This is a genomic window from Amycolatopsis sp. NPDC031561, assembly GCF_055580625.1.
In genome coordinates this window covers 145,060-170,816 of record NZ_JBVILA010000010.1, presented here as the reverse complement: position 1 = coordinate 170,816, position 25,757 = coordinate 145,060, and the positions used below count along the sequence as shown (strand labels likewise).

The 25,757-nt window shown below is 68.7% G+C and carries 23 protein-coding genes; 12 read left to right on the top strand and 11 right to left on the bottom strand.

Going from position 1 to position 25,757, the window contains the following annotated elements; translation table 11 throughout:
* Positions 1 to 276 precede the first annotated feature (276 nt).
* Complete coding sequence (locus tag ACZ5IK_RS21865) at positions 277 to 675, top strand: hypothetical protein (protein WP_410664741.1); 399 nt, start codon at positions 277 to 279, stop codon at positions 673 to 675.
* 90 nt (positions 676 to 765) lie between these two features.
* On the opposite strand, the gene hrpA is transcribed toward ACZ5IK_RS21865, so the two are convergent.
* The 6 genes from hrpA to ACZ5IK_RS21835 all read right to left on the bottom strand — a co-directional run bounded on the left by hrpA (position 766) and on the right by ACZ5IK_RS21835 (position 9,630).
* Entirely contained in the window at positions 766 to 4,665 is a 3,900-nt protein-coding gene (gene hrpA, locus ACZ5IK_RS21860) for an ATP-dependent RNA helicase HrpA (protein WP_465489314.1), read from the bottom strand.
* Positions 4,666 to 4,803: 138 nt separating this feature from the next.
* Positions 4,804 to 5,967 carry a lactate 2-monooxygenase gene (locus ACZ5IK_RS21855; protein ID WP_465489313.1) on the bottom strand — a complete coding sequence of 388 codons (1,164 nt, stop codon included), beginning with the start codon at positions 5,965 to 5,967 and terminating at the stop codon, positions 4,804 to 4,806.
* 13 nt (positions 5,968 to 5,980) lie between these two features.
* Positions 5,981 to 7,198, bottom strand: coding sequence for a cation:proton antiporter (locus ACZ5IK_RS21850; RefSeq protein ID WP_101605792.1), 1,218 nt, complete (start codon positions 7,196 to 7,198; stop codon positions 5,981 to 5,983).
* A gap of 41 nt (positions 7,199 to 7,239) precedes the next feature.
* A complete protein-coding gene (locus tag ACZ5IK_RS21845; RefSeq protein ID WP_465489312.1) occupies positions 7,240 to 7,551 on the bottom strand; it encodes a hypothetical protein in 312 nt (103 codons plus the stop codon).
* 49 nt (positions 7,552 to 7,600) lie between these two features.
* Positions 7,601 to 8,161: a GNAT family N-acetyltransferase gene (locus ACZ5IK_RS21840; protein WP_465489311.1), complete on the bottom strand. Its 561-nt coding sequence runs from the start codon at positions 8,159 to 8,161 to the stop codon at positions 7,601 to 7,603.
* On the bottom strand, positions 8,158 to 9,630 hold the full coding sequence (locus tag ACZ5IK_RS21835) for an APC family permease (RefSeq protein ID WP_465489310.1): 1,473 nt from the start codon (positions 9,628 to 9,630) through the stop codon (positions 8,158 to 8,160). The genes ACZ5IK_RS21840 and ACZ5IK_RS21835 overlap by 4 nt, the downstream gene beginning before the upstream one ends.
* 202 nt (positions 9,631 to 9,832) lie before the next feature.
* Between ACZ5IK_RS21835 and ACZ5IK_RS21830 the strand changes: the two genes are divergently transcribed.
* Both ACZ5IK_RS21830 and ACZ5IK_RS21825 read left to right on the top strand, forming a co-directional pair.
* On the top strand, positions 9,833 to 10,474 hold the full coding sequence (locus ACZ5IK_RS21830; RefSeq protein ID WP_465489309.1) for a GOLPH3/VPS74 family protein: 642 nt from the start codon (positions 9,833 to 9,835) through the stop codon (positions 10,472 to 10,474).
* Between the two features lie 19 nt (positions 10,475 to 10,493).
* Positions 10,494 to 11,669 (top strand): saccharopine dehydrogenase family protein, encoded by a 1,176-nt coding sequence (locus tag ACZ5IK_RS21825; protein ID WP_465489308.1) that lies wholly within the window; start codon positions 10,494 to 10,496, stop codon positions 11,667 to 11,669.
* Positions 11,670 to 11,676: 7 nt separating this feature from the next.
* Here the strand turns inward: ACZ5IK_RS21825 and ACZ5IK_RS21820 are convergent, their stop codons facing one another.
* Entirely contained in the window at positions 11,677 to 12,075 is a 399-nt protein-coding gene (locus tag ACZ5IK_RS21820) for a hypothetical protein (RefSeq protein ID WP_465489307.1), read from the bottom strand.
* A gap of 159 nt (positions 12,076 to 12,234) precedes the next feature.
* On the opposite strand from ACZ5IK_RS21820, the gene ACZ5IK_RS21815 reads away from it, so the two are divergent.
* Both ACZ5IK_RS21815 and ACZ5IK_RS21810 read left to right on the top strand, forming a co-directional pair.
* Positions 12,235 to 13,191, top strand: coding sequence for an ArsR/SmtB family transcription factor (locus tag ACZ5IK_RS21815; RefSeq protein ID WP_465489306.1), 957 nt, complete (start codon positions 12,235 to 12,237; stop codon positions 13,189 to 13,191).
* A 107-nt stretch (positions 13,192 to 13,298) separates the two neighbouring features.
* Positions 13,299 to 14,150 (top strand): chitosanase, encoded by an 852-nt coding sequence (locus ACZ5IK_RS21810; protein ID WP_465489305.1) that lies wholly within the window; start codon positions 13,299 to 13,301, stop codon positions 14,148 to 14,150.
* Positions 14,151 to 14,197: 47 nt separating this feature from the next.
* On the opposite strand, the gene ACZ5IK_RS21805 is transcribed toward ACZ5IK_RS21810, so the two are convergent.
* Together ACZ5IK_RS21805 and ACZ5IK_RS21800 are read right to left on the bottom strand one after the other, a co-directional pair.
* Positions 14,198 to 15,190 (bottom strand): PHP domain-containing protein, encoded by a 993-nt coding sequence (locus ACZ5IK_RS21805; RefSeq protein WP_465489304.1) that lies wholly within the window; start codon positions 15,188 to 15,190, stop codon positions 14,198 to 14,200.
* A gap of 18 nt (positions 15,191 to 15,208) precedes the next feature.
* Entirely contained in the window at positions 15,209 to 15,712 is a 504-nt protein-coding gene (locus tag ACZ5IK_RS21800; protein ID WP_465489385.1) for a metallophosphoesterase family protein, read from the bottom strand.
* Positions 15,713 to 15,993: 281 nt separating this feature from the next.
* On the opposite strand from ACZ5IK_RS21800, the gene ACZ5IK_RS21795 reads away from it, so the two are divergent.
* The 3 genes from ACZ5IK_RS21795 (at position 15,994) to ACZ5IK_RS21785 (ending at position 20,494) form a co-directional block, all read left to right on the top strand.
* On the top strand, positions 15,994 to 17,847 hold the full coding sequence (locus ACZ5IK_RS21795) for a VanW family protein (protein WP_465489303.1): 1,854 nt from the start codon (positions 15,994 to 15,996) through the stop codon (positions 17,845 to 17,847).
* Between the two features lie 81 nt (positions 17,848 to 17,928).
* Positions 17,929 to 19,140 carry an MFS transporter gene (locus ACZ5IK_RS21790; RefSeq protein ID WP_465489302.1) on the top strand — a complete coding sequence of 404 codons (1,212 nt, stop codon included), beginning with the start codon at positions 17,929 to 17,931 and terminating at the stop codon, positions 19,138 to 19,140.
* Between the two features lie 139 nt (positions 19,141 to 19,279).
* Entirely contained in the window at positions 19,280 to 20,494 is a 1,215-nt protein-coding gene (locus ACZ5IK_RS21785; protein ID WP_465489301.1) for a GGDEF domain-containing protein, read from the top strand.
* An 80-nt stretch (positions 20,495 to 20,574) separates the two neighbouring features.
* Here ACZ5IK_RS21785 and ACZ5IK_RS21780 read toward each other — a convergent pair whose 3' ends face one another.
* Positions 20,575 to 21,927, bottom strand: coding sequence for a TrpB-like pyridoxal phosphate-dependent enzyme (locus tag ACZ5IK_RS21780; protein WP_410664750.1), 1,353 nt, complete (start codon positions 21,925 to 21,927; stop codon positions 20,575 to 20,577).
* Positions 21,928 to 22,001: 74 nt separating this feature from the next.
* Here ACZ5IK_RS21780 and ACZ5IK_RS21775 point away from each other — a divergent pair, with 74 nt between their 5' ends.
* From ACZ5IK_RS21775 to ACZ5IK_RS21760, 4 genes are all read left to right on the top strand, one after another.
* Positions 22,002 to 22,886: an arginase family protein gene (locus ACZ5IK_RS21775; protein ID WP_465489300.1), complete on the top strand. Its 885-nt coding sequence runs from the start codon at positions 22,002 to 22,004 to the stop codon at positions 22,884 to 22,886.
* Positions 22,883 to 23,575, top strand: a complete 693-nt coding sequence (locus ACZ5IK_RS21770) for a dienelactone hydrolase family protein (RefSeq protein WP_465489299.1) — start codon at positions 22,883 to 22,885, stop codon at positions 23,573 to 23,575. The genes ACZ5IK_RS21775 and ACZ5IK_RS21770 overlap by 4 nt, the downstream gene beginning before the upstream one ends.
* Positions 23,576 to 23,979: 404 nt before the next feature.
* Complete coding sequence (locus ACZ5IK_RS21765) at positions 23,980 to 24,774, top strand: PIG-L family deacetylase (RefSeq protein ID WP_101605779.1); 795 nt, start codon at positions 23,980 to 23,982, stop codon at positions 24,772 to 24,774.
* Between the two features lie 3 nt (positions 24,775 to 24,777).
* Entirely contained in the window at positions 24,778 to 25,242 is a 465-nt protein-coding gene (locus tag ACZ5IK_RS21760; protein ID WP_465489298.1) for a YfbM family protein, read from the top strand.
* Positions 25,243 to 25,336: 94 nt separating this feature from the next.
* Here ACZ5IK_RS21760 and ACZ5IK_RS21755 read toward each other — a convergent pair whose 3' ends face one another.
* Positions 25,337 to 25,735, bottom strand: a complete 399-nt coding sequence (locus ACZ5IK_RS21755) for a RidA family protein (protein WP_465489297.1) — start codon at positions 25,733 to 25,735, stop codon at positions 25,337 to 25,339.
* Positions 25,736 to 25,757 lie beyond the last annotated feature (22 nt).

Sequence of the window (25,757 nt, the reverse complement as noted above, 5' to 3'; positions counted from 1 at the left end):
AGAGAAAAACAGAAAAGAGGAGGCGGGGTGGGGGGACTTTTTGGGGGGGGGGATGGTGTGGGCCTGTTGGTGGGGGGTTTTTTTTTGGGTTCCAACCCAAACCCCCCCCCCACGACCCACGAATCCACAACTTGCCCAATGACCACATAGAGCACGAACCGACCCTATCGTTATCGGATTCATCACTTTCAGTAGACCGTGGCAGTCTGATCGGCAGGACGAAATAGACCGGCCAGCGCTATCGATCGACACCGATCACTGGGTAAGTTCCGACGAATGGCGAAACGGACGACGAAGAAGAAGCTGGCGAGTCTCTGGGGATATCTTCTGCTGACCGCCGTGGCGTGCTTCTGGTTCATCCCTTCCATCGGCCTCGGCGCGATCGCGATCCTTTCCGGGTTCGTAGTGCTCTACTGCTTGTTCCAAGCGCCGATGTGGTGCTGCGCCGAAACACGGAATGACAAGCCCTGCCGCAACAACGCCTACGGAATCCTTCTCGGTTGCCATATTCGACAACACAAATGGCAGAAACTCACGATGGCGATCAAGCAGCAGTACTGGAGCAAGTTGACGAAACGAGTGTTCAGCAGCGTCGGCGGCCAGGCTGCCACCTTCTCGGCTTTCGCCGCCATGCTCTCCGCGTCTGCCGCGACCATGACCCTGATCGTCAAGTGAGTTGAAGGGGACTTTCCCCGCGTCCTGTGCAGTGAAAGCGTCCTTCACCGCGTCACATGCGGGGAAAGGCCCCTTCAGCCCCTGGCGTGATCAGGTGGCGGCGTCGTCCAGTGCCTTGATGACCCGCTTCAGCGAGACCGGATGAGCCGTCCCGAGTGTCTGGGCGAAGAAGCTGACCCGCAGTTCCTCGATCATCCACCGGATCTCCCGCAGCGCGGGTGACGACGTCCCCGGCGGCACCGCGTCGAGTGCGGTTTGATACTCGTTCCGGAGCCACGCGATGTCGCCGGTGCGCTGGATGTCGCGGGTCGGCTCGGTCGGGAGTTTCTCCAGCCGCCGTTCGATCCCGCGCAGGTACCGGACGACGTGCTTGAGCCTGCTCTGCCCGGTTTCGGTGACGAAACCCTTGTGCACCAGACCGTCCAGCTGCGCCCGGATGTCCGCGAGCGAATCCGCCGGGCCGCGGGTGTCGGCCAGCCGTGTTTCGACGTCGTTCGCCGCGCGCAGGATCTTTTCGACGTTGGTCAGCACGTCGAGCACCCCGGCGTTCAGCCCGGCGCGCACTTTTTCCTGCAGGACGGCGAAACCGGCCTCGTCCCAGCGCGGGCCGCCGTTGCCGGCCACCAGTTCGTCGACGGCGCAGTCGACACAGTCTTCGAGCAACGCCGCCACCGAACCGTGCGGGTTCCGGTTCAGCACGAGCTTCGACGAATTGCCCAGGTTGCGGGTGATGAACTTCATCGGTGACGGCAGGTTCAGCCGCAGCATCCGCCGCGTACCCGCCCACATCGACTGTTCCTGCTGACCCGGCGTGTCCAGCAGCCGCACCGCCACGGTGCCGCCTTCGTCGACCAGCGCCGGATACGCCTTGACGTCGTGCCCGCGCTGCTTGCTCGCGAACACCTTCGGCAGTTCGCCGAACGCGGGTGTCGTCAGGCCTTGGCGCTCGATGCTGTCGGCGGCCTTGGAGATCGTCGCGCGCACCTGGCCGCTCAAGTCCCGTTTGAGAGCCTCGATGTCCTTGCCTTCGGACACCTTCTTCCCGCGGACGTCGACCACGCGGAAGGTCATCTTCAGGTGCTCGGGTACCGCCGACAGCTGCCAGGCGTCGTCGGGGATCACCACCCCGCGCAAGGCCTCCAGCTCGTCGGCGGCGGCGTGCAGCAGCGGCCCGTCGGCCGGGCCGACCCGGGACAGCACCAGTTTCGCGTGATCGGGCGCCGGCACGAAGTTGCGCCGGATCGCCTTGGGCAGCGACTTGATCAGCTGCGTCACCAGTTCTTCGCGCAGGCCGGGGACCTGCCAGTCGAAGCCGTCCGGGGTGACCTGGTTCAGCACCGGCAGCGGGATGTGCACGGTGACCCCGTCCGCGTCCGCGCCCGGCTCGAACTGGTACGTGAGCTTGAAGGTCTGCGTGCCCTGGGTCCAGAAGTCGGGGTAGTCGGCCTCGCGCACGCCACCCGCGGTCTCGTTGATGAGCATCGTCTTCTCGAAGCTCAGCAGATCGGGCTCGGTGTGCCGCGCCTTCTTCCACCAGCTGTCGAAATGCCGCGCGGAGACGACGTCCGCCGGGACGCGCTGCTCGTAGAACTCGAACAGCGTCTCGTCGTCGACCAGGATGTCGCGGCGGCGGGCCCGGTTCTCCAGGTCCTCGACCTCGTCGAGCAGCGCGCGGTTCTCGCGGAAGAAGTGGTGCCTGGTCTCCCAGTCGCCCTCCACCAGCGCGTGCCGGATGAACAGCTCGCGGCTCATCTCCGGGTCGATCCGGCCGTAGTTGACGCGGCGGTCGGCGACCAGCGGGACGCCGTACAGCGTCACCTTCTCCAGCGCCATCACCGCGCCCTGCTTGCGCTCCCAGTGCGGCTCGGAGTAGTTCCGCTTCACCACGTGCCCGGCGAGCGGCTCGACCCATTCCGGTTCGATCCGCGCGTTGACCCGGCCCCACAGGCGCGAAGTCTCGACCAGTTCGGCCGACATCACGAACCGCGGCTGCTTCTTGAACAGCGCCGAACCCGGGAACACCGAGAACCGCGCCCCGCGCGCGCCGAGGTAGTCGCCCTTGGCCGGATCCTTGAGCCCCACATGCGACAACAGCCCGGCGATCAGCGACGTGTGCACACGTTGCGGATCGGCCGGGCCGGTGGTCTCGAGGGTGATGCCGAGCGGTTTGGCCAGCTGACGCAGCTGGCTGAAGATGTCCTGCCATTCGCGGATGCGCAGGTAGTTCAGGTACTCGTTGCGGCACAACCGGCGGAACTGGTTGGTGGACAAAGCCTTCTGCTGCTCGCTGACGTACTCCCACAGGTTCAGGTACGCCAGGAAGTCGGACGTCTTGTCGGCGAACCGCGCGTGCTGCTCGTCCGCCGCCTGCTGCTTCTCCGCCGGCCGCTCACGGGGGTCCTGAATGGACAGTGCGGCGGCGATGATCATCACTTCGCGGACACAGCCGTTGCGTGAGGCCTCCAGGACCATCCGCGCCATCCGCGGGTCGACCGGGAGCAGAGCGAGCTTGCGGCCGGTTTCGGTGAGCTTCTTGCCGTCGCTCATGTCGAAGGCGCCGAGTTCCTGCAGCAACTGGACGCCGTCGGTGACCTGGCGGCGATCCGGCGGCTCCACGAACGGGAACGCCGCGATGTCGCCGAGGCCGAGCGAGGTCATCTGCAGGATGACCGACGCGAGGTTGGTCCGCAGGATCTCCGGATCGGTGAACTCGGGCCGGGCGTCGAAATCGTCTTCGGAGTACAGGCGGATACAGATACCGTCGGAGGTACGCCCGCACCGGCCCTTGCGCTGGTTCGCCGACGCCTGCGAGACAGGCTCGATCGGCAGGCGCTGCACCTTGGTGCGATGGCTGTAGCGCGAGATCCGGGCGGTGCCCGGGTCGACGACGTACTTGATGCCCGGCACGGTCAGCGACGTCTCGGCGACGTTGGTGGCGAGCACGACGCGGCGCCCGGTGTGGCGCTGGAACACTCGATGCTGGTCCGACGACGAAAGCCGGGCGTACAGCGGGAGGATCTCGGTGTTCCTGAGGTCCTGTTTGGACAAGGCGTCCGCCGCGTCCCGGATTTCCCGCTCCCCGGAGAGGAACACCAGGATGTCGCCGGGGCCCTCGTGCTGGAGTTCGTCGACGGCGTCGCAGATGGCCTGCGTCTGGTCGCGGTCCTGATCGGCGTCCGGGTCGTCGGGGTCGATGATCGGCCGGTAGCGGACCTCGACCGGATACGTCCGGCCGGAGACCTCGACGATCGGCGCGTCGCCGAAGTGCTGGGAGAACCGCTCCGGGTCGATCGTCGCCGAGGTGATGATCACCTTGAGGTCGGGGCGGCGCGGCAGAAGCTGTTTGACGTAGCCGAGGATGAAGTCGATGTTGAGGCTGCGCTCGTGCGCCTCGTCGATGATCAGCGTGTCGTACTGCCGCAGCATCCGGTCGGTCTGGATCTCGGCGAGCAGGATGCCGTCGGTCATCAGCTTGACCAGCGTGTCCTGACCGGACTGGTCGGTGAACCGGACCTTGTAGCCGACGGCCTCGCCGAGTTCGGTGTTCAGCTCCGAGGCGATGCGGTCGGCGACCGTGCGCGCGGCCAGCCGTCTCGGCTGCGTGTGCCCGATCTGGCCCCGGATCCCGCGGCCGAGTTCGAGACAGATCTTCGGCAGCTGGGTCGTCTTCCCGGACCCGGTCTCGCCGGCGACGATCACCACCTGGTGGTCGCGGATGGCGGCGGCGATCTCGTCCTTGCGCTGGCTGACGGGCAGCTCTTCGGGGAACGAGATCTTCGGGACGCCGTCGCGGCGGCGGGTGACCCGCAGTTCCGCGGCCTCGATGTCGGCCTCGATCCGGGCGGCGAGGTCCTCGGCGTTCCGCGTTTTCCGGGCACCGTCGAGCCGGCGCCGGAGGCGGTGCTCGTCGCGCGACATGAGTTCGGGCAGGCGAGCGCGCAGGGCTCCGAGCGGGGAAGGGCTGCGGGATGGGGTGCTCTGAGAAGCCATGACCGGCACCAGGATAGCCGTGCGTGACGATCACGGCTTCCGAATATCCCCCACGTCACCACCACCCCCCGCAAGTCGTCCTCTAGTTGCGGTAGTTCGTGCCACCAACTACCGCAACTAGAGGACGAAACGCGGGGGTCAGGAGCGCGTGAGGGAGGCGGGGGTGAGGTCGGCGAGGGTGCGGTGACCGGACAGGCCCATGGTCAGGTCGAGGTCCGCGAGCAGGCTCCGCAGCACGTGCCGGACGCCCTCCTCCCCCGCGTGCGCGAGCCCGTACACCCACGGCCGTCCGACCAGGACGGCCTTCGCCCCGAGCGCGAGCGCCTTGGCGATGTCGGCGCCGGTGCGGATGCCGGAGTCGAACAGCACCTCGAGCCGGTCGCCGACCGCGGCCACGATCTCCGGGAGCACGTCGAGCGAGCCGACGGCGCCGTCGACCTGGCGTCCGCCGTGGTTGGACACGACGATCCCGTCCATCCCCGCTTCGACGGCGCGGCGCGCGTCGTCGGGGTGCTGGATGCCCTTGAGCACGATCGGGCCGTCCCAGTGCTCGCGCAGGAACGGCAGCCGGTCCCAGGTGAGATCGCTGCCGGTGATCATCGAGATCCACCGCAGGATCGCGGTGGGCGCGTCCTCTTCGGGCGTCTTCTCCAGGAGACCTCGGAACACCGGGTCGCTCAGCGGGACACCGAGGCCCTCGCCCTTGATGAACGGCAGGTACGCGTGGTCGAGGTCGTTCGGGCGCCACGCGAGGGTCCAGGTGTCGAGCGTGACCACGAGCGTGGTGAACCCCGCGGCCTTCGCCCGCGCCAGGATGCTCGCGCAGACGTCGTTGTCGGTCGGCCAGTACAGCTGGAACCAGCGCGGCCCGTCACCGCCGGCCTCGGCGACGTCCTCGATGCTCGTCGAGGACGCCGTCGACATGATGTAGGGCAGGCCGACCGACGCCGCCGCGCGGGCGGCCGCCGGTTCCGCGCCCTCGTGCACGATCGACTGGACGCCGACCGGCGCCAACAGCACCGGCGCCGGCAGGCTGGTCCCCAGGACCGTCGTCGACAGGTCGCGGTCGGTCGAACCGGTCATCATCCGGGGCACCAGGCGCCAGCGGTCGAACGCCTCGCGGTTGGCGCGCGCGGTGGCACCCGAACCGGCCGAGCCCGCGACGTACCAGAACGGCCCGGGCTCCAGGATCTCCCGCGCCGAGTCCTCCAGCTTCGTGGCGTCGGTGGAGCACGGCGGGAAGATCCCGCCGAGCCCCTGCAGGTAGATCTCGTTCTGGTAGCCGCCGAACCGTTCGGTCACCCAGGCCTCCTCGTCACGTCGCCCGTGCCACCTCTTCGCGGCCTCGGCGGGTCGAACCCCTCCGGACGATACTCGCCGGTAGCAACCAGGTGAGTTTCTCGGAGCGGATGACCGCGACTGGACCGATCACGGCCAGCAGGAGGACGTAGCCCGCGACGAACGGCGCGACCCGCGAATCCAGCCCGGCCGCGGTCGCCATCGCGGCGAGCACCAGCGAGAACTCGCCACGGGTGAGCACGGTCAGCCCGATGTTCACCCCGGCCTGGCGGTCGAACCCGTGCAGCCGCGCGGCCAGCGCGCCCGCACCGAGATTCAGCACGATCGTCAGCGCCACCGCGATCAGCACCGGCACGACCACCGAACCGACCGCGTTCGGGTCGATGCTGAGCCCGAAGATGAAGAAGAACAGCGCGCCGAACGCGTCCCGCAGCGGAAGCACCAGCTTGTGGATGCGCGGCGCGACCTTGGAGCCGCCGAGCATCATGCCGACCATGAACGCGCCGATGGCGTCGGACACCCCGACCTCTTCGGCCACGGCGGCGCCCATGACGGCGACACCGACGAAGCAGACGGTCAGGAGCTCGTCGTCGGCCGAACCGAACAGCTTCGACACCACGCGGCCGCCCCAGCGGGCGAGCGCGGCCATCACGATCAGGAACGCGAAGGCCTTGCCGAAGTCGGCCGCGGCCGAGCCGAACGTCCCGGCACCGGACAGCACCGGCTGCAGCAACGCGAGGTACAGCGCGAGGAACAGGTCCTCGATCACGATGATGCCCATGATCAGCCGGGATTCGGGGTTGTTCATCCGGCGCGCTTCGAGCAGGAGCTTGGTGACGATCGCGGACGACGAGATCCCGATGGCACCGGCGATGACCAGCGCTTCCCTGGTCCCCCAGCCGAGCAGGAAGCCGAAGGCGAGCCCGCCGCCGATGTTGAGGATCAGGTAGATCAGCCCGGACCAGACGAGTTTGCGCCCGCCTTTGGCGAGGTCGTCGAGGGAGAACTCGAGGCCGAGGTAGAACAGGAGGAAGACGAGACCGAGGCCGGCGAGCACACCGAGCTCACTCGGATCGTCCACAAGGGACAGTCCTGGGGTGTTGGGGCCGAAGACGAATCCGGCCAGCATGAACAGGGGGATGGTGGGCAGCCCGATGCGGGCGCCGGCTCTGGCGATGACACCGGCGGCGAGGAACGCCCCGCCGACGGCCAGCAAGGCATGACCGGAACTCATGGAGACCTCCGATGGTGGCTGATGCGGTTGTGAGGACCGGATCAGCGCGGAGGTGCGCGTGCGGGCGCCTGGGGCACCGCACGGCTGATGACGACGGATTCGCCCTGCTCAGGGGCGGGTCCGGCATCGAGGAGCTCGACGGTCGCCGTCTCGGCGGGCACGTCGGCGAGCGGAACGGCTTGGCCGCCGTGGAAGGCGGGCAGAGGATGGGTCGCGAAGACGGCGACGGGGTCTTCCTTCGCCACGCGGCCGTGCCCGTGGGGAACGGTGGGCGTGACGAAGGCGAAGACGAGCAAGATCAGCAGAAAGAAGACGGAACGGTGCCGTGGGGCGGGGGCACCGTTCGTCGTCATCTGACCGCCACTTTACCAGTCCTTTATAGACAAATCGACGAGAGATCTGTCACGGGGCCCGCCACATGGGCAGCATCGGCGGCCCGCCCTCGACCGAGAAAGCCCCGTCGTGATCACGGAAACCCAGCCGCCGGTACAGGTTCGCGCTCTCCGGGCTGCTGGCCTCCAGGTACGCGGGCACCGCGCCGTTGCGGTCGAATCCGTGCCGCAGGAGCCGTGCGCCGATCCCCCGGCGCTGAGCGCTCTTGCGGACGCCGATGAACTGCGCGTGGTGGTACTCGCCGCCGGGAGCGTGCTTCTCCATCAACTCGGACAACGCGGCGAGCCTGCCCAGTTCTTCCCCGGTGAGCCCGGCGAACGCGTCGCCGTCCATGTCCTCCTCGCCGCCGGGCCTCCAGAGGACGGCGGCGGACAGGTCGCCGGTGACGTCGACGTGGCCGCCCGCGGCCAGCGCCCCGCGCACGATCGCGCGATGGAAGATCGGCAGCGCCACCGCGCGGCGCTCGTCGCCGGGAAAGACCCACACGCTGACCGGGTCTTCGTGGAAGGCCTCGGACAGCACATCGACCACGATGTCCATTTCGGACGGTTCGGCGGCGCGCACGATCATCGTCCGGACCTCAACCGGGAGGGTTCTTCCTCGTCTTCGAGCGGGCCGCCGATCGCGGCGTACGTCTCGGGATCCCTTGTCCGCAGCACTTCCGCACGCAGGAAACCCACCAACGCCGCGAGGACGATCAGGCCGGGCAGACCCCAGCGCAACAGGAAGGTCCCCGCCGGACCGAGCAGCAGATCGAAGTTGATCAGGATCAGCCCGAGGACGGACGACAACGCGAGGATCGCCAGCCCCGGCGCGATCCAGCGGCGCCAGGCGTTTTCGGCGTCGCGGCGCCGTTTGAAAAAGCCGATCACCGAAAGCGAGACGGCGATCATGATCACCACGACACCGGTCGACGCCGTCGCGCCGAGCCACGTGAACAGTTCCGTCACCGGGTCGCGCTGCGCGATCGCGAACAACGACACCACCACCAGCCCGAGCGCGGTCTGCGTGAGCGAACCGGCCACCGGGGCGCCGGTGCGCTTGCTGGTCTTGGCCAGCGAGCGCGGCAGCAGCCCTTCCCGGCCCAGCGCGAAGAAGTACCGCGCGACGGCGTTGTGGAAGCTCAGCAGCGCCGCGCATTGGCCGGTCACGAAAAGCGTATACGCGATGTCGGAGAACGTGCCGCCGAGATGCCGGCCCGCCAGGTTGAACAGCAGATCCGGGCCCTGCGCGGCCGCGGTGGTCACGATGACGTCGGGTCCGGCACCCACGGCCAGCGCGAGCGACGAAACGACGTAGAGCACCGCCGTGAGGCCGATCGCGGCGAACGTCGCCCGGCCGACCGTGCGGCTGGGTTCGCGCGTCTCCTCGCCGTAGGTCGCCGCGCCCTCGAAACCGATGAACGCGGCGGCGGAGAACGCGAACACCGCGCCCACACCGGTGGTGAACAGGCTGGACGGCTCCAGCGGCACCCAGGAAACGCTTCCGCCCGCGGGATTCGCGAACAACGCGATGTCGACGATCGCGACGACGGCGACCTCGAGGCACAACGCCACCCCGAGCACCTTGGCGTTGAGATCGACCCGCAGGACACCGAGCGCGCCGACGACCGCCACCATCACCAGCGCGCACAGCCACCACGGCGGCGGTGACCCGGTGAGCGTGCCGAGCCAGGTCGACACCGACCAGCCGAAGAGGCCGTAGATGCTGATCTGGATGGCGTTGTAGCTGATCAGCGTGACGAACGCGATCCCGGCGCCGGTGGATTTGCCGACCCCGTTGGCGACGTAGGGGTAGAAGGCGCCCGCGTTGGTGATGTAGCGGCTCATCGCCGCGTACCCCACCGCGAACAGCCCCAGGATCGGAGCGAGCAGGAGAAACGACAGCGGGACACCGACACTGCCGGTGACCGCGTAGTTCGTCGGGACCCCGCCCGCGATGGCGAACAGCGGACCCGCCGCCGCCACCACGAAGAAGACGATCTGGGCGGCTCCGAGCCGCCGATGTCCGAGACCGCGCCGCGGTCTGTGCGTACCCATGAACCCGTCCCCCCGGACGTCGGTTTGGCTGCGAACGCGTTCGATCCGCGTTCTTGATCTTGTCAAAGCCATCCCACCCTAGGGCCGGTCAACCCGGCTAGGTACGTCCGTTCAGGCTAAAAACGGACCTCGGGTCGCAGTGGTCCACCGCCTACCGCTACTTTGGCCGTCCCGCACTACAACGCCGGAGGGCGTGCCATTCATGCGTCGGCTGACGTTGGTCGATTCCCTGTTCTTCCTCGCCCACGACGAGTTCACCGGAAAACCCGCGCTGCGCCGCACGGGACTCGGCATCGGAATGGCCGGTTCCGCGCTCTGCGATCTCCTCCTCGCCGAGCGGATCACCGTGGAACGCAAGCGAATCCGGCCACTGTCGCGGCGGGGCCTCGCCCATCCCGCACTGGATCGGGTGTTCTCGGAAATCCTCGGCGAGCGCGAGTGGCACACCGTCCGGGAATGGGTCGACCACCTCCGCCAGGATCTCGGGGAAACGGTCGCGAACAATCTGCTCACCGCGGGAGTGATCAACCGCGAGACCGACCGCGTGCTCATGCGAAAAAATCACCGGTACCCGCCGCGGGATCTACTGATGTCGACGGCCGCGCGCAGCAAGGCGAGGGCCGCGGTACTCGGTACCGACCGGCCGGATCCGCATTCGGTCTGCCTGGCCCTGCTGGCCTGGACCATCGGTCTCGACGATCTCTGCGAACCGGAACTCGACCGCGCCGGCCTGCGGGCCTGGGCCGAGGCCACGCACCGGGAGCTCCCGAGGGCACTCGCCGAGCTGATCTCGGGGGTGGACGCGGTGGGGGCCGCGGTCGTCTACACCGGCGACAGGCGGTGACCGGCGGTAGGGTGACGCCATGCCCACCGGCCGTGATCACGACGTCGTGCTGTTCGGCGCCACCGGGTTCACCGGTGGACTGACAGCGGAGTACCTCGCGCGCACCGCGCCACCCGGCCTGCGCCTCGCCTTGGCCGGACGCGATCCCGGCAAGCTGGAAGCGTTGCGGGAAAAGCTTTTCTCGCTCAACGCGGACTTCGGCGCCTTACCACTGCTGCGGGCCGACGTCTCCGATGTGGACTCGCTGCGGAAGGTCGCGGAGTCCACGAAGGTCGTCGCCACCACGGTCGGCCCGTATGTCCATTACGGAGAGCCGCTGGTCGCCGCGTGCGCCGATGCCGGGACCGACTACGCCGATCTGTGCGGCGAGCCCGAGTTCGTCGACAGGATGTACGTCGCCCACCACGCCCGCGCGGCCGAGACGGGCGCACGGCTTGTGCACGCGTGCGGTTTCGATTCCATCCCGCACGACCTCGGCGCCCTCTTCACGGTTTCCCATCTGCCCCAAGGGAAACCGATCCGGATCGACGGCTACGTGCGCGCGGGCGCGCTCCCGTCGGGCGGCACGTTCCTTTCCGCGCTGACCGCGTTCTCCCGCCTGCCTTCGAGTTTCCGTGCCGCCCGGGACCGCGCCGCGGCCGAACCGCGACCGGAGGGCCGCCGGGCGCGTGCCCCGCTCGGCACCCCGCATCGCAGCCCCGACGGTTTCTGGGCGGTACCGCTGCCGACCATCGACCCGATGATCGTCGAACGCTCCGCCGCCGCGCTCCCCGCGTACGGCCCCGACTTCACCTACCGGCATTACGCGGCGGTCAAACGGCTTCCGATGGTGGCCGCCGGTGCCGCCGGAATGGGTCTCGTCTTCGGCGCCGCCCAGATCCCGCCCGCGCGGCGGGCGCTGTCGAAGCTGCTGAAGCCCGGCGGCGGGCCCGACGAGGCCAGGCGGGCCCGGTCGTGGTTCTCCGTGCGGTTCTATGCCGAGAGTGGCGGTGAGCGCGTCGTGACCGAGGTGTCCGGTGGCGATCCGGGCTACGGCGAGACCGCGAAGATGCTCGGCGAGTCCGCCCTGTGCCTGGCGCTGGACGAGCTGCCCATGACGGCCGGGCAGGTGACCACGGCGAGCGCGATGGGGCAGGCGCTGATCGACAGGCTGAGCGACGCCGGCCTGCGCTTCACGATCCTGCCTCACGCGTGACCGAGGGTCAGCTACCCGCCGCGACCGAGGACAGGTGCGCCCACGCATTCGCCGCCTTGAGCCCGGTGAAGGTGATCTTCTGATTCGTGTTCTTGGGACAGGCCTTCCGGCTGGAGTCCCAGCGATTCTCGCTCGGCCAATAGACCTTGAGCACGATGCAGCGGTTGTCGGCCGCGCTGTCGTACACCTTGCCGGTGATCGTGACGGTGTTCCCGCTGCAGCTGGCCCAGAACTCGGTCCACCCTCCCGGGATCGATTCGTTGTACTGCACCTGCCGACACTTCACCTGCCAACTCTTGGTCGCCGCCTCGGCATCCTGTGCCGCCGTGGCGGGCGTGGCCGCGAACAGCGACCCGAAAGCCATCGCCGCACCCGTGGCGGCCAGGCCGAACTTCTTGAAATTCATGATCATCCCCTCGGATCGAACAGTGGTCTTGCTCCTCTTGCCCCACGAACCGTGTCAGGCCCGGCGAAGCGGCCGTCGCAGTTTTAGTTCTGGCTGAAACATCGCCACGACGCGCTGTTCGTGCATTAATTCCCTCGGGGGACGGGGAGGGGGAAGCTTGTGCTGCGCGTACATTTTTCCGGGGAGGATCTGGCCAGGGTCAGGGTCGCGGCGAGGCCGGATCCGCTGTGGGAGACGACGCTGAGCCTGCACCGGCTGCAGCGTGGTGACGGTGGTCTGCCGGTGCGGAAATGGCGGTGCGCGGTCCGCCGACGGCTCCCGAAGGCGGCGGGCCCGTTGCTGACCTTGGTCCCGCCCAGCGGGTACTTCCCCGATTTCCTCACCCCTTCCGGCGAGGATCTCGAAGATCAGCTGGAACTGTTGTGCGGCACCCGTCGCTTCGCGTTGCGCCGGGATCTGGCGGCACTGGCCCGATCCCGGCGACCGACGCCGTGGGCGCGGGACCTCGGCGATGCCAACCCGGCCGCGCTCGGCGCGCTGGCGCGAGCGGTCCGGTCGTACCACCGTGCGGCGATCGAGCCGGTGTGGAACGACATCCTCGCGTGCTTCGAGCGTCAGCGGGCGAGGCAAGCACAGGTACTTCTCTCCGACGGCGTCGAAGGGCTGTTGCGCGGGCTCTCCTCCGCGATGCGGTGGAAGGCGCCGGTGCTCGAGGTCGACTACCCGGTATCCCACGACCTTCACCTCGGCGGGCGGGGACTGCTGCTCATCCCGTCGTTCTTCTGCTGGCGGACCGGGGTGACCCTGGTCGCGAACGACGAGGTGCCGGTGCTCGTGTACCCCGTCGAACAACACCTTCCCGACGTGGCACCCCATGACCAGGGCTCCGCCCTGTCCGCGCTGCTGGGGCACACCCGCGCCGCCGTGCTGGAGACGATCGCGGGCGGCGGGCGCACCGGCGATCTCGCGCGCCGCGCCGGGATCTCCGTGTCCTCGGCGAGTCAGCACTCCACCGTGCTGCGTGAAGCGGGTCTCGTGCTCAGCGTGCGCCACGGCAACACGGTGCGGCACCACCTCACCCCGCTGGGGTCGGCTTTGCTGCGCAAGAATCTTTAACCACCCGACCCCCTTGCCGGAAACTGTCACCCGTGGTTATCGTGTCGGCACGCCGCAGCAACACCCTGACAGAAAATGACAATTCTCTGTGGAAAGGGACACCTTTCATGAGTAACGCCCTGCGGCCCGCGATGCGCCGCGCTCTCGGCGCGGTCTCCGTCCTCGCTCTCGCCGTTTCCGGCCCGGTCGCGATCTCCTCGTTCGCCTCCGCCGAGCCCGCTCCGGCGACGTCGTCGATCTTCGCCTCCGGTGGCGACCTCGCTTCGCCGGAGAAGAAGGAGATCGCGATGCAGATCGTCTCCAGCGCGGAAAACTCTTCACTGGAATGGAAAGCGCAGTATCAGTACATCGAGGACATCGGCGACGGACGCGGGTACACCGCCGGCATCATCGGGTTCTGTTCCGGCACCGGCGACATGCTCGATCTCGTTGAGCGGTACACGAATTCGGTTCCCGACAACCCGTTGGCGGAATACCTCCCCGCACTACGCGAAGTCGACGGCAGCGATTCGCACGAAGGCCTCGGCAGCGGTTTCGAAAACGCGTGGCGGGAGGCCGCCGCGCGCTCCGACTTCCAATCCGCGCAGAACGGCGAACGCGACCGCGTCTATTTCGACCCGTCGGTGAATCAGGCGAAATCGGACGGTCTGGGCGCGCTGGGCCAGTTCATCTATTACGACGCCATCGTGATGCACGGCCCGGGGACCAGCCAGGACAGCTTCGGCGGCATCCGCTCCACCGCGCTCCAGTCGGCCCGGCCGCCGTCCCAGGGCGGCGACGAAACGGCGTATCTCAGGGCGTTCCTCGACGCGCGGCGCGTGGTCATGAAGCAGGAAGAGGCGCACGCGGACACCTCGCGGATCGACACCGCGCAGCTGGTGTGGCTCGACGCGGGCAACCTCGACCTGCACACCCCGCTGAAGTGGAAGGTCTACGGGGACCCGTTCGAGATCAACTGACGCTCCACCTCGTGAGTGGCAAGGACGGTTAGAACCGCCCTTGCCACTCACGAGGCCAGCAGGTCCTCGGCGGTCCGCGTGTTGATCACCCGGTCCGGCTCGATCCCCAGCTCGGTGGCCCGCGCGCAGCCGTAGACCAGCCAGTCCAGCTGGCCCGGCGCGTGAGCGTCACTGTCGATCGCGAACTCGCAGCCCAGGTCCACGGCCAGGTTCAGCAGCCGCGTCGGCGGATCCCGGCGCTCGGGACGCGAGTTGATCTCGACGGCGACCCCGTTGTCCCGGCACGCGGTGAACACCGCCTCCGCGTCGAACTCCGATTCGGGCCGCTTCCCGCGCGCCCCCATCACCAGCCGCCCGGTGCAGTGCCCCAGCACCCGCACCCGCGGATGCCGCACGGCCGCGAGCATCCGCGGCGTCATCTCCTTCGCGGGCATCCGCAGTTTCGAATGCACGCTCGCGACGACGAAGTCCAGTTGCTCCAGCAGGTCTTCCTCTTGGTCCAGCGTGCCGTCGAGATGGATGTCGACCTCGATGCCGTGCAGGATCCGGAACGGCGCCATCGTCTCGTTCAGTTCCGCGACGACGTCCATCTGCCGCCGCAGCCGTTCGGGCGAGAGGCCGTTGGCGACGGTCAACCGCGGCGAGTGATCCGTCAGCACCATCCATTCGTGCCCGAGCGCGCGGGCGGCCTCGGCCATCTCCTCGATCGGGCTCCCGCCGTCGGACCAGTCCGAATGGGTGTGGCAGTCGCCGCGCAACGCAGCCCGCATCGGACCGCCGTCGGGCAGCTTCGGCTCGCCGAGCTTCTCGAAGTACGCGGGACGACGCCCGGCGAGGACGTCTTCGACGACGGCCGCGGTCGCCTTGCCGATATTCGGCAACGCGGTCAGCGTCCCGGCCTCGGCACGTTTGCGCAGGTCGTCCGGCTTGACCTTGGCGATCACCGCGGCCGCCTGCCGGAAGGCCCGCACCCGGTAGGTCGGCTCGCCCGCGCGCTCCAGCCGGAACGCGATCTCCCTCAACGCCTGCGCCGGTTCCATGGCTACCTGTCTACCCCGTCAGCGGCGAAGAGGCAGCTCATGCAGAGCGACGTCGCACAGCTCGCCGTCGCGGATCTCGGCGGTCTGATACGTGCAGAACGGCTGACGGCGCCGATCGGTCGGCGAGCCGGGGTTCAGCAGCCGCAGCCCCTTCGGCGTGACCGTGTCCCAAGGGATGTGACTGTGCCCGAAAACGAGGACGTCGGTGTCCGGGAAGAGCTCGTCACAGCGACGCTCGCGCCCCTGCTTGCCGCCGGTTTCGTGGACGACCGCCAGGCGGACGCCGTCGAGTTCGGCGCGCGCGACCTCGGGAAGCCGCGCCCGCAGCTCCGCGCCGTCGTTGTTGCCGTAGACCCCGATGAGCCGCTTGCTCCGGGCCTCGAGTTCGTCCAGCAGAGCGACCTCGACCCAGTCGCCGGCGTGGACGACGACGTCCGCCGCGTCGACCTCGCGCCAGACCTGATCCGGCAACACCTTCGCCCGCGGCGGAAGATGCGTGTCGGCGATGAGCAGCAGGCGCATCGATGACATCGGGTAATCATATCTGAGATGCCAGACTGAACTGTCCGAATTGGAGCGTCCACACTGGACCCGAACGGGGTTACGGCGAGTTGCGGGCCGAACACATCACGCAAGCAGACCAGGGCTGTGACTTCGACTTTCTCGCCAGAGTGATGAAAACCCGGAAACTGACGCCCAGTGACCACCCGACGGAGTGACCGCTCACCCAACCGGGCGAGTTGCAAGCCCACAAAACGCGCCCCGTATCTTGAACGTACGTCCGGAACGCGTGGAAGGCCCGGATGTTCGATCACGACGTCCGGCGTGCTCGCCGGACCGTGGAGGGTGGAGAGTTGCCGCAGGAACCGCGCTGGCCCGAGTCCCATGCCGAGCAGACGGACATTCTCCCGGTCGTCACGCCCGGGTTCGCGGAGTCTGCCACGCCGCAGGAGCCCGCGCCACCGAAACGCCGTCGCAGCTATCGCAAGGCCGCCCTCATCGGCGGCGGCGTGTTCGGCCTGCTGGTCGTCGTGTATGCCCTCGACGTGCTGGTCTCCCAGGGCAGCGTCCCCCGCGGCGTCACCGTCGCCGGAGTCGACGTCGGCGGGATGGACCGCGCGGCCGCCGAGAAGGAACTCAGGGGTGGCATCGAGCCGCGGCTGACCCGGCCGGTGAAGGTCGTCGCGGGCGACACCGAGGAGTCGCTGGCGCCGACGGCGGCGGGCCTCCGCCTCGACTGGCCCGCCACCCTCGACCAGGCGGGCGATCAGCCGCTGAACCCGTTCACACGGATCGCGTCGTTCTTCACCACCACCGAGGTCGGCGTCGTCACGCAGACCGAGGACGCCAAGCTCACTCCCGCGCTGGAGAACCTGCGCGACAAGATCGACCGCGACCCCGTCGAGGGCACCGTCCGCTTCGAGGAGGCCAGGCCGGTCGCCGTCGAGCCGAAGACCGGGCAGAAGCTCGACCTCGAGGCTGCCAAGAAGACGATCCTGGACCGCTGGGCCAGCGGCGAGCCGCTCACCCTCGCGGTCACCCAGACCCCGGTCAAGGTCTCGCCGGAAGCCGTCCACGCCGCTCTCGAGCAGGTCGCGAAGCCCGCCGTGGCGGCGCCGATCGTGATCAAGGGCGAGGGCAAGGACGCGACCGTCAAGCCGGACGCCATCGCGGGCGCGCTCACCTTCGAGCCCGTCGACGGCGGCGTGCTGAACCCGAAGGTCGACAACAACAAGATCATCGAGGCCGCGGGTCCGCAGCTGAAGTCCACCGAGAAGGAGGGCAAGGACGCGCAGATCGTCTTCGAAGGCGGCAAGCCGACCGTCCAGCCCTCCGAGGACGCCAACGTCGTCGACTGGGAGCCGAGCCTGAAGCCGGTGCTCGACGTGCTCAAGCGCACCGGTGCCCGCGACCTGCCGGTGACCTACAAGAAGACCCCCGCCAAGGTGACCACCGAGCAGGCGAACCAGCTCGGCATCAAGGAGGTCGTCAGCGAGTTCAAGACCGGCGGGTTCGCCGCGGACTCGGGGACGAACATCCGGGTCGTGGCGCAGAAGGTCAACGGCGCCATCGTGAAGCCGAACGAGACCTTCAGCCTCAACGGGTTCACCGGGCCGCGCGGCGCGGCGCAGGGCTACGTCGAGGCCGGGGTCATCAAGGACGGCGCGCCCGGCCGCGAGGTCGGCGGCGGGATCTCGCAGTTCGCGACCACGCTGTACAACGCCTCGTACTTCGCCGGCATGAAGGACACCGAGCACAAGGAACACAGCTACTACATCAGCCGCTACCCCGCCGCGCGCGAGGCGACGGTGTTCCAGAACCACGGCGGCGGCAGCGTCATCGACCTGAAGTTCACCAACGACGGTGACACCGGCGTCGCGATCCAGACCATCTGGTCGCCCTCGGACATCACGATCCGGCTGTGGGGCACCAAGAAGTACACCGTGGAGTCGATCCCGGGCGGCCGCACCAACCCGTCCGAGCCGCCGACGAAGCCCGGCCCCGCCGAGAACTGCAAGCCCAGCAACGGCGCGCCCGGCTTCACCACGTCGGACACCCGGGTCATCAAGGACGCCGCGAGCGGCCGCGAGGTCCGGCGCCACACCCGGAACGTGCACTACAACCCGCAGCCGAAAATCACCTGCGGTACGGAGTAATTTCCCCCCGGACGTGTTCACCGAGCGCGTCCGGGAAGGTACGCTGAGTGGCCGACCCGACCGAACGGGGGTGGCCACCTCGTGACCTCGAAGGCGACCTTCCGGCAGATCCTCGCGGTCGGTGAACTGCGGGCGATCTGGTTCGCGGAGCTCCAGTCGATCCTCGGCGACCAGGTGGCCAGGGTCGCCCTCTCGGTGCTGGTGTTCCAGCGGACCCAGTCGGCGACCTGGCCCGCGCTGACCTACGCGCTCACCTACCTTCCCGACCTGATCGGCGGACCGCTGCTCGGCGGCCTCGCGGACCGGTTCCCGCGCCGCGCGGTGATGGTCTGCTCCGACGTCGTCCGGGCGCTCCTGGTCGCGGTCCTCGCCATTCCCGGCATCCCGCTGCCCGTGCTCGCCGCCGTCCTGGTGGTGGTGCAGCTGGCGAACGCGCCGTTCACCGCCGCACAGGCCGCCGTCCTGCCGTCGGTGCTGAGCGGCGACTCCTACGTGCTCGGCCAGTCGTTGCTGAAGATCACCAACCAGGTCGGCCAGCTCGCCGGCTTCGCACTGGGCGGCGCGGTGATCGCCGCGGTCGGGACCGGCCGGGGACTCGCGCTCGACGCGGTGACGTTCGGCATCTCGGCGATCGTCCTGCGGCTCGGTGTCCGCGCCCGGCCCGCGACGGGAGCCGCCGGACCGGCGACGTCGACCCTGCGGCGGCTTTCGGCGGGCGCCCGCACGATCTGGCACGACCGCCGGTTGCGCGCGCTGGTCGGCCTGGCGTGGCTCGCGGGGTTCGTGATCGTGCCGGAAGGGCTCGCCGTGCCCTACGCCGCGGAGATCGGCGGCGGGGCGGTGACGGCGGGGCTGCTGCTCGCCGCGCATCCGCTGGGGATCGTGCTCGGGGTGTTCGTGCTGGGCCGCCTCGTGCGCCCCGATGTCCGGCTGCGGATGGTCGGGATCCTGGCGCTGGGCGCGATCGTGCCGCTCGCGGCGTTCTGGTTCCGGCCGTCGCTCCCCTACGCCGCCGGACTGCTCGTGCTGTCCGGGATGTGCGCGGCCTACCAGGTCACCGCGAGCACCACGTTCATGCGGTTGGTCCCCGACACCGAACGAGGCCAGGCGTTCGGCCTCGCCGGGTCGGGACTCATCGCCGTGCAGGGAATCGGGCTGATCGCCGGCGGCCTGCTCGTCGGCGTACTCGGTTCACCCGCGACGACGGTCTCGGTCATCGCACTCGCCGGTCTCGTAGTGGCTGTTCCGGCCACCCGGGCATGGCGCCACGTGGCCCCGCTTCACCCCCTTTGACCGGAACCGGGTATTCACCAGTTCTGCCCGCGCATGGAGCTCACCCCCTCCGAGTCCCGATCCCGGTCACGCGTGGTGCACCCACGCCTACCCATACAGCGTAGTGACACCTAGTATCCAACCGATTACGTTCGTCACCGTGGCGCTAACGAATTGGGCGCTGTGGCGGTTGCCCAATCGAGGTTTGATCGGCTTCGTCCTCCTGGTGGACGTCGCGGCGATCGCCGGATCCGCCTGGACTTTTCTCCTCGTCCCGTTCACCCCGGGTGACGCCGTCCCCTTCGCGATCCTCATCGCCAGCGTCGTGCTGTACACGGAATTGTCGCGGCCGGTGGAGCGAGTACGGGAACGGTTCGCGGGCACGCCGCACATCTCGCTCGACAGTGTCTGGACCTTCGCCGCCGTGCTGCTGGTGCATCCCGGGCTCGCCGCGCTGGTCATCGCGGTGTCGTTCTTCTACCGCTGGTTCCGGGGCCAGCCGAACCCGCTGTTCCGGCGGACGTTCTCGACGTCGGCGACCGTGCTCTCGGGCTTCGCGGCCAACGCCTTCCTCACCCGGTACGCGGTCCCGTTCGACGTCCTCCCCCGCGACCTCCGCTCGTTCGGGCTGGTGGTCGCGGCGGGCGGGGTGTTCCTGCTGGTCAACACCGTGCTGATGACGATCGCGGTCTACTACGGCACTCCGCACGAAAGGCTGAGCGAGGCGCTGGCGAAGCCGTTCGAGTACGCGCTCGAGACGGCGACGATCGCGCTCGGCATCATCGTCGCGTGGGCGCTGCGGGACTGGCCGGTGATGCTGCTGCTGGTCGTCGGGATCACGCTGGTGCTGCACCGCGGCGTGCTGCTGCGGCAGCTGAAACGGCAGGCACGCAGCGACGCCAAGACCGGGCTGCTCAACGCCAAGGCGTGGCGCGAGGCCGCGTCCGACGAACTCGACCGCGCGCGGCGCGCGGGGCGGCACACCAGCCTGCTGATGCTCGACGTCGACCGGTTCAAGCTGATCAACGACCGGCACGGCCACCTGGTCGGCGACCGCTATCTCGCCGCCATCGCGGAAACGCTGCGCACCGAGGTGCGCGGCACGGATCTGGTCGGGCGGTTCGGCGGCGAGGAGTTCGTCGTCCTGCTGCCCGGTACGCCCGCCGTGCACGCCCACGCGATCGCGGAGCGGATCCGGTCGAGCATCGCGGGCCGGGCCGATGACCTGCCGGAGCACGTGACCGTGTCGATCGGGCTGGCCGACCGGCCCGGCGTGACCGACCTCGACGCGGTGATCGCCGTCGCGGACCGGGCGCTCTACGAGGCCAAGAACACCGGGCGGAACCGAACCTCCGGCTACCAAGTCACCGGCTGACGCCCCTCTCCCATGGGCAATTCGTCCTCTGGTTGCGGTAGATGCGTGTGCAAGTACCGCAACTAGAGGACTAATTGCGGTCAGGGGAGGCCGGCGAGGGACTTCTCGAGGACGGAGTCGGGCAGCGCGTTGTCGACGATGTCGCCCGCCAGGTACGCGCCGTACGCCGGGAGGTCGAGGTGCGCGTGGCCGCACAGCGCGGTCAGGATCACCTTCTCCTCGCCGGTTTCCTTGCACCGCAACGCTTCCTGGATACAAGCGGCGAGCGCGTGCGTCGGCTCGGGTGCCGGGATGATGCCCTCCGTGCGGGCGAACTGGACACCCGCGGCGAAGCAGTCCTCCTGCCCGATGGCGATCGCGTCGATGAGCCCGAGTTCGTAGATGTGCGAGATCAGCGGTGACATCCCGTGGTAACGCAGGCCGCCGGCGTGGATGGGGTCGGGGATGAAGTCGTGACCGAGGGTGTGCATCTTCAGCAACGGCGTCAACCCGGCGGTGTCCCCGAAGTCGTACGCGTACTTCCCCCGGGTGAGCGTGGGGCAGGCCGCCGGTTCGACCGCGCGGATCACCGGGTCCATCCGCCCGGCGAGTTTCTCGCGCAGGAACGGGAAGGCGAGCCCGCCGAAGTTGGAGCCGCCGCCGGTGCAGCCGACGAGCACGTCCGGGGTGTCCCCGGCCAGTTCGAACTGCTTGAGCGCCTCTTCGCCGATGATCGTCTGGTGCAGCAGCACATGGTTGAGCACGCTGCCGAGGGCGTAGCGGGTGTCCTCCGCCTGCGCCGCCTGCTCGACGGCCTCGCTGATCGCGATGCCGAGGCTCCCGGTCGACGCGGGATCGGCGGCCAGGATCGCGCGGCCGGATTCGGTCAGCGTCGACGGGCTGGGGTGCACCGTGGCGCCGAACGTCTCCATCATCAGCTTGCGATACGGCTTCTGGTCGTACGAAGCGCGGACCTGCCACACCTCGCATTCGAGCCCGAAGGTGGCGCAGGCGAACGCGAGCGCGCTCCCCCACTGCCCGGCGCCGGTTTCCGTGGTCAGCCTGGTGACGCCTTCCGCCGCGTTGTAGAACGCCTGCGGCACGGCGGTGTTGGGCTTGTGCGAGCCGACCGGGCTGACGCCTTCGTACTTGTAGTAGATGCGGGCGGGAGTACCGAGCGCCTTCTCCAGCCGCCTCGCGCGGAACAGCGGCGAAGGACGCCAGAGCCGGTAGACGTCCAGGACCTCCTCCGGGATGTCGACGTACCGTTCGGTCGTGACCTCTTGGGCGATGAGCGCCTGCGGGAACAGCGGCGCGAGATCGTCCGGGCCGATCGGCTCGCGCGTGCCCGGATGCAGGGGCGGCGGTGGCGGCTCCGGCAGATCCGGGATGACGTTGTACCACCGGGTCGGCAGGTCTGCTTCGTCGAGGATGTACTTCGTCCGCTCCGCCATTGAGCCTCCTCCGTATCCCTTCAACCTAAAGGGACGGACGGCGCGGCACCAGGGATCGCTACTACGGTGTGGGCATGGGGAATCTCGTACTGCTCGACGCACCGTCGAATCTCGGACTGCGTCCGCCCGCCGAAGGAGTGGTCCCGGGCTGCTACAAGGCGCCGGGCGCGCTGCGTGATCACGGCCTGCTCACTCGATTGGGCGCGACAGACGGCGGCGTCGTCACTCCGCCGCGGTATCTGCCCGGCTGGTCGCCGGACGGCGGCGTCCGGAACGCGGCCGGTGTCGCGGACTACACGTCAGCCCTCGCCGGTCGCCTCGCGAAGATCCGCGAGGACGGCGGCTTCCCGGTCGTCCTCGGAGGCGACTGCTCGATCGCGCTCGCCGCGATGCTGACCCTGCGTCGCGAAGGACGCTTCGGCATCGTCTACTTCGACGGTCACGACGACTTCCGGCACCTCGGCAACTCCGACTTCGTCGCCAACGTTGGCGGTGAAGCGCTCGCCGTCGTGACCGGCCGCGGCGCTCCGGAACTGGCCGATGTGGACGGCCTTTCGCCCTACGTCCGCGACGAAGACGTCCTCGTGCTCGGCGTTCGCGCGGAAGAGTCCGCCGAGGCGCGGGAAGCCGGGCTTCGCATCGTGACCAGCCAAGAGATCATGTCGTCCGGCACCGATGGCGCGCTGACCGCCGCACGCGAGATTTTCGCGCCGCTGGACGGTTTCTGGATCCACATCGACATCGACACCCTCGACCCGGAGTTCGTGTCCGCTGTGGACAGTCCCGATCCCGGCGGGCTCAGCCCGGACAGGCTCGTCGAACTTCTTCGCGGTCTGCTCGCGATCCCCGGCGCCGCCGGGCTGGAGCTGACCATCTTCGATCCCGACCTCGACCCCGACGGCACCCAGGCCGCCCTGGTGGCGGACTGTCTCGTGCGCGCACTGGAAGGAACCCGATGACCGAGGTGACCGTCGCCGACGGCTCGTTCGACGCCCCGCTCTGGCTGCCCGAATCCGGCTCCGGCCCGGGCCTGGTGCTGATCCAGGAGATCTTCGGTCTCGACGACTACCTCAAGTCGGTCGCCGCCGACCTGGCCGCGCTCGGCTACGTCGTCGCCGTACCCGAACTGTTCTGGCGGATCGCCCCCGGGTGGTCGGCCACCCACGACGAAGCGGGCGTCTCGGCGTCGATGGAGGTCGCCGGCAAGCTCGACCCGGCACGCGCTGTCACCGACGTCCTCGCGACCCTGGCGGCGCTGCGCTCCCTGCCCGAAACCGACGGCCGCGCGGGCGTCTTCGGCTTCTGCCTCGGTGGCTCGATGGCCTACGCGGCCGCCGCCGAGGGCGACCCGGACGTCGCCGTTTCGTACTACGGATCGCGGGTGCCGGATCAGCTTCCCTTGCTGGACAAGATCAGTTGCCCCGTTCAGTTCCAGTTCGGCGGGGCGGATCCGTACATCGCCATCGAAGGGGTGCGTCGTCTGGCCGACGCGGTCGCTTCTCACGACGGTGCGGAGATCCACGTCCACGAGGGCGCCGGGCACGCGTTCCACAACCATGTCGCACCGATGTTCCACCAGCCGGAGCCGGCCGCGGCGGCCTGGGCGCTGACGCTGGAGTTCCTGGGGCGCACCTTCCCTGCCTCGTGAGTGGTGAGGACGGTTAGAGCGGACCGGTATCGGGGTGGCGGCTCACGCGCGTGCCAGGTGTCGACGATGAAGGAATCGGGACGTTGAGTGTCCCAAATCCTTCATCGTCGATGGGGGTCGGTCCGGTCTCGGAGCTTGATCAACGGAGGATCGGGGACACTCAACGTCCCCGATCCTCCGTTGATCAAGACCGTGTCACCCCACAACCCCCTGCGGACGGCAGCCGAGTGGGGAAGATTTAGGACGTTCACCGTCCCAAATCTTCCCCACTCGCCTACATCGGCATCCAGAACAACCTCACCGAGACGACATGAGGATCCAGAGGGCAGCCAAATACGGGTCCGCCAGAACCGTCCTCGCCACTCACGAGGAATATGTCGGTGCCCCCAGGTAGTTTCCCCACCATGGCCACATTGGTGAGTTTTCACGCCCACCCCGACGACGAGTGCATCGTCGCGGGTGGCGTCATGCGCAAGGCCTTCGAGGAAGGCCACCGTGTTGTGCTCGTCGTCGCGACCAGGGGGGAGGTCGGCGAGGTGCCGGACGGGTTCCTCGACGACGGAGAGGAGCTGTGGCAGCGCCGCGTGCAGGAGACGCACGCTTCGGCCGAGGTGCTGGGGGCCAAGCGCGTGGAGTTCCTGGGGTACACCGACTCCGGAATGATGGGCGAGCCGCGCAACGACGTGCCCGGCACGTTCTGGCAGGCCGACGTCGAGGAGGCCGCGCAGCGGCTGGCCGAGATCCTGCGCGAGGAGCAGGCCGACGTCCTGACCGTGTACGACGACAACGGCGGCTACGGGCATCCGGACCACATCCAGGTGCACCGCGTCGGCATGCGCGCGGCCGAGCTGGCGGGCACGCCGCGGGTCTACGAGGCGACGAGCAACAGTGACGAGATGCGCCGCGGGATGGAGGAGGCGGTGCGGACCGGACAGTTGAAGGCCGAAGATCTCCCCGATTTCGACGACGGTGCGGAGTTCGGCAAGCCGGAAGCGGTACTGACCGCGAGGGTCGACGTCCACGAGTACCTGCCCCAGAAGCGGGCCGCGATGCGCGCGCACGCCAGTCAGATCAGTGAGGACTCGTTCTTCCTCGCGATGCCCGACGAGGGTTTCGCGCAGGCGTTCGGCATCGAGTGGTTCATCCGCGCGGGCCAGGGGCCGGGTATCACCGAGACCGATCTGATGGCGGGTCTCTGACCGATGGGTATGTGCGGTGCGTACTTTCGCGTCACGTCCGATGAACTGCGGGAGCTGATCGAGGAGCCCGATCGGTACTGGGACTACGCGGAGAAGACCAGGGACACCGAGCGGGCCGTGGACATCGACAAGGCGTGGCACGCGTTGTGGTTCCTGGCCGAGCGAGCCGGGATCGAGATCGACTTCGTACTGGGCGGAACGCTGCTGGGGGAAGAGGGCGGCGACGGACCGGCGCGGTACTTCACGGCCGAAGAAGTGGGGAAGGTCGGCGCGGAGCTGTCGCGGACCGGGTTCGAGCAGCTTTCGCGGGGTGTCGAGCTCTCGGCTCTCGAGGCCAACGGCATCTACCCGTCGATCTGGGACGAGCCCGACGCGCTGGACTACGTGCGGGGCTACTACGACGAGCTCGTGACCTTCTTCGCCGGCGCCGCGAAGGCCGGGGATCCGGTCGTCACGATCGTCACCTGACGACGCCGTTTCCCAGGTCCCGGTGAGCAGGGGTCGTGAGTGGCGCTTCGTGTTCTAACCCGAATCGCCACTCACGACCCCCTTGAGGAGACGCTCAGGCCGTGGCGGCGGTGACGTCGAGTTCGACGAGCTGGCCGGGGTACCCGAGCTGCGCGACGCCGAGCAGGGTGCTCGCGGTCGTGAAAGCCTTCCCGATCTCCGACTCGATGAACCTGTCCCACACGGCCGAAAGCACGTCGGCGTCCGGCGTCACCACGTAGATCACCGTGCGCACGACGTCGGCCGGGGTCGCCTTGGCGAAGGCGAGCGCGGCGGCGGTGTTCGCGACGACCTGGTCGACCTGGGCGAGCACGTCGCCCTCGACGACCTTGCCGTCTTCGGTGAGCGGGCACTGGCCGGCGAGGTGGACGTCCCGGCGGCCTTCGACGATGGTCACGTGGTGGTAGGTGGGCGTGGGGTGCAGACCGGGCGGATGGTGGCGTTGAATGGTCACGGCCGCATCCTCATCGAGACGG

Coding starts and splice junctions, on each gene's coding strand:
- ACZ5IK_RS21865 (WP_410664741.1), top strand. CDS start 277: ATGGCGAAACGGACGACGAAGAAGAAGCTGGCGAGTCTCTGGGGATAT.
- hrpA (WP_465489314.1), bottom strand. CDS start 4,665: ATGGCTTCTCAGAGCACCCCATCCCGCAGCCCTTCCCCGCTCGGAGCC.
- ACZ5IK_RS21850 (WP_101605792.1), bottom strand. CDS start 7,198: ATGAGTTCCGGTCATGCCTTGCTGGCCGTCGGCGGGGCGTTCCTCGCC.
- ACZ5IK_RS21845 (WP_465489312.1), bottom strand. CDS start 7,551: ATGACGACGAACGGTGCCCCCGCCCCACGGCACCGTTCCGTCTTCTTT.
- ACZ5IK_RS21840 (WP_465489311.1), bottom strand. CDS start 8,161: ATGATCGTGCGCGCCGCCGAACCGTCCGAAATGGACATCGTGGTCGAT.
- ACZ5IK_RS21835 (WP_465489310.1), bottom strand. CDS start 9,630: ATGGGTACGCACAGACCGCGGCGCGGTCTCGGACATCGGCGGCTCGGA.
- ACZ5IK_RS21830 (WP_465489309.1), top strand. CDS start 9,833: ATGCGTCGGCTGACGTTGGTCGATTCCCTGTTCTTCCTCGCCCACGAC.
- ACZ5IK_RS21825 (WP_465489308.1), top strand. CDS start 10,494: ATGCCCACCGGCCGTGATCACGACGTCGTGCTGTTCGGCGCCACCGGG.
- ACZ5IK_RS21820 (WP_465489307.1), bottom strand. CDS start 12,075: ATGAATTTCAAGAAGTTCGGCCTGGCCGCCACGGGTGCGGCGATGGCT.
- ACZ5IK_RS21810 (WP_465489305.1), top strand. CDS start 13,299: ATGAGTAACGCCCTGCGGCCCGCGATGCGCCGCGCTCTCGGCGCGGTC.
- ACZ5IK_RS21805 (WP_465489304.1), bottom strand. CDS start 15,190: ATGGAACCGGCGCAGGCGTTGAGGGAGATCGCGTTCCGGCTGGAGCGC.
- ACZ5IK_RS21800 (WP_465489385.1), bottom strand. CDS start 15,712: ATGCGCCTGCTGCTCATCGCCGACACGCATCTTCCGCCGCGGGCGAAG.
- ACZ5IK_RS21795 (WP_465489303.1), top strand. CDS start 15,994: ATGTTCGATCACGACGTCCGGCGTGCTCGCCGGACCGTGGAGGGTGGA.
- ACZ5IK_RS21780 (WP_410664750.1), bottom strand. CDS start 21,927: ATGGCGGAGCGGACGAAGTACATCCTCGACGAAGCAGACCTGCCGACC.
- ACZ5IK_RS21775 (WP_465489300.1), top strand. CDS start 22,002: ATGGGGAATCTCGTACTGCTCGACGCACCGTCGAATCTCGGACTGCGT.
- ACZ5IK_RS21770 (WP_465489299.1), top strand. CDS start 22,883: ATGACCGAGGTGACCGTCGCCGACGGCTCGTTCGACGCCCCGCTCTGG.
- ACZ5IK_RS21765 (WP_101605779.1), top strand. CDS start 23,980: ATGGCCACATTGGTGAGTTTTCACGCCCACCCCGACGACGAGTGCATC.
- ACZ5IK_RS21760 (WP_465489298.1), top strand. CDS start 24,778: ATGGGTATGTGCGGTGCGTACTTTCGCGTCACGTCCGATGAACTGCGG.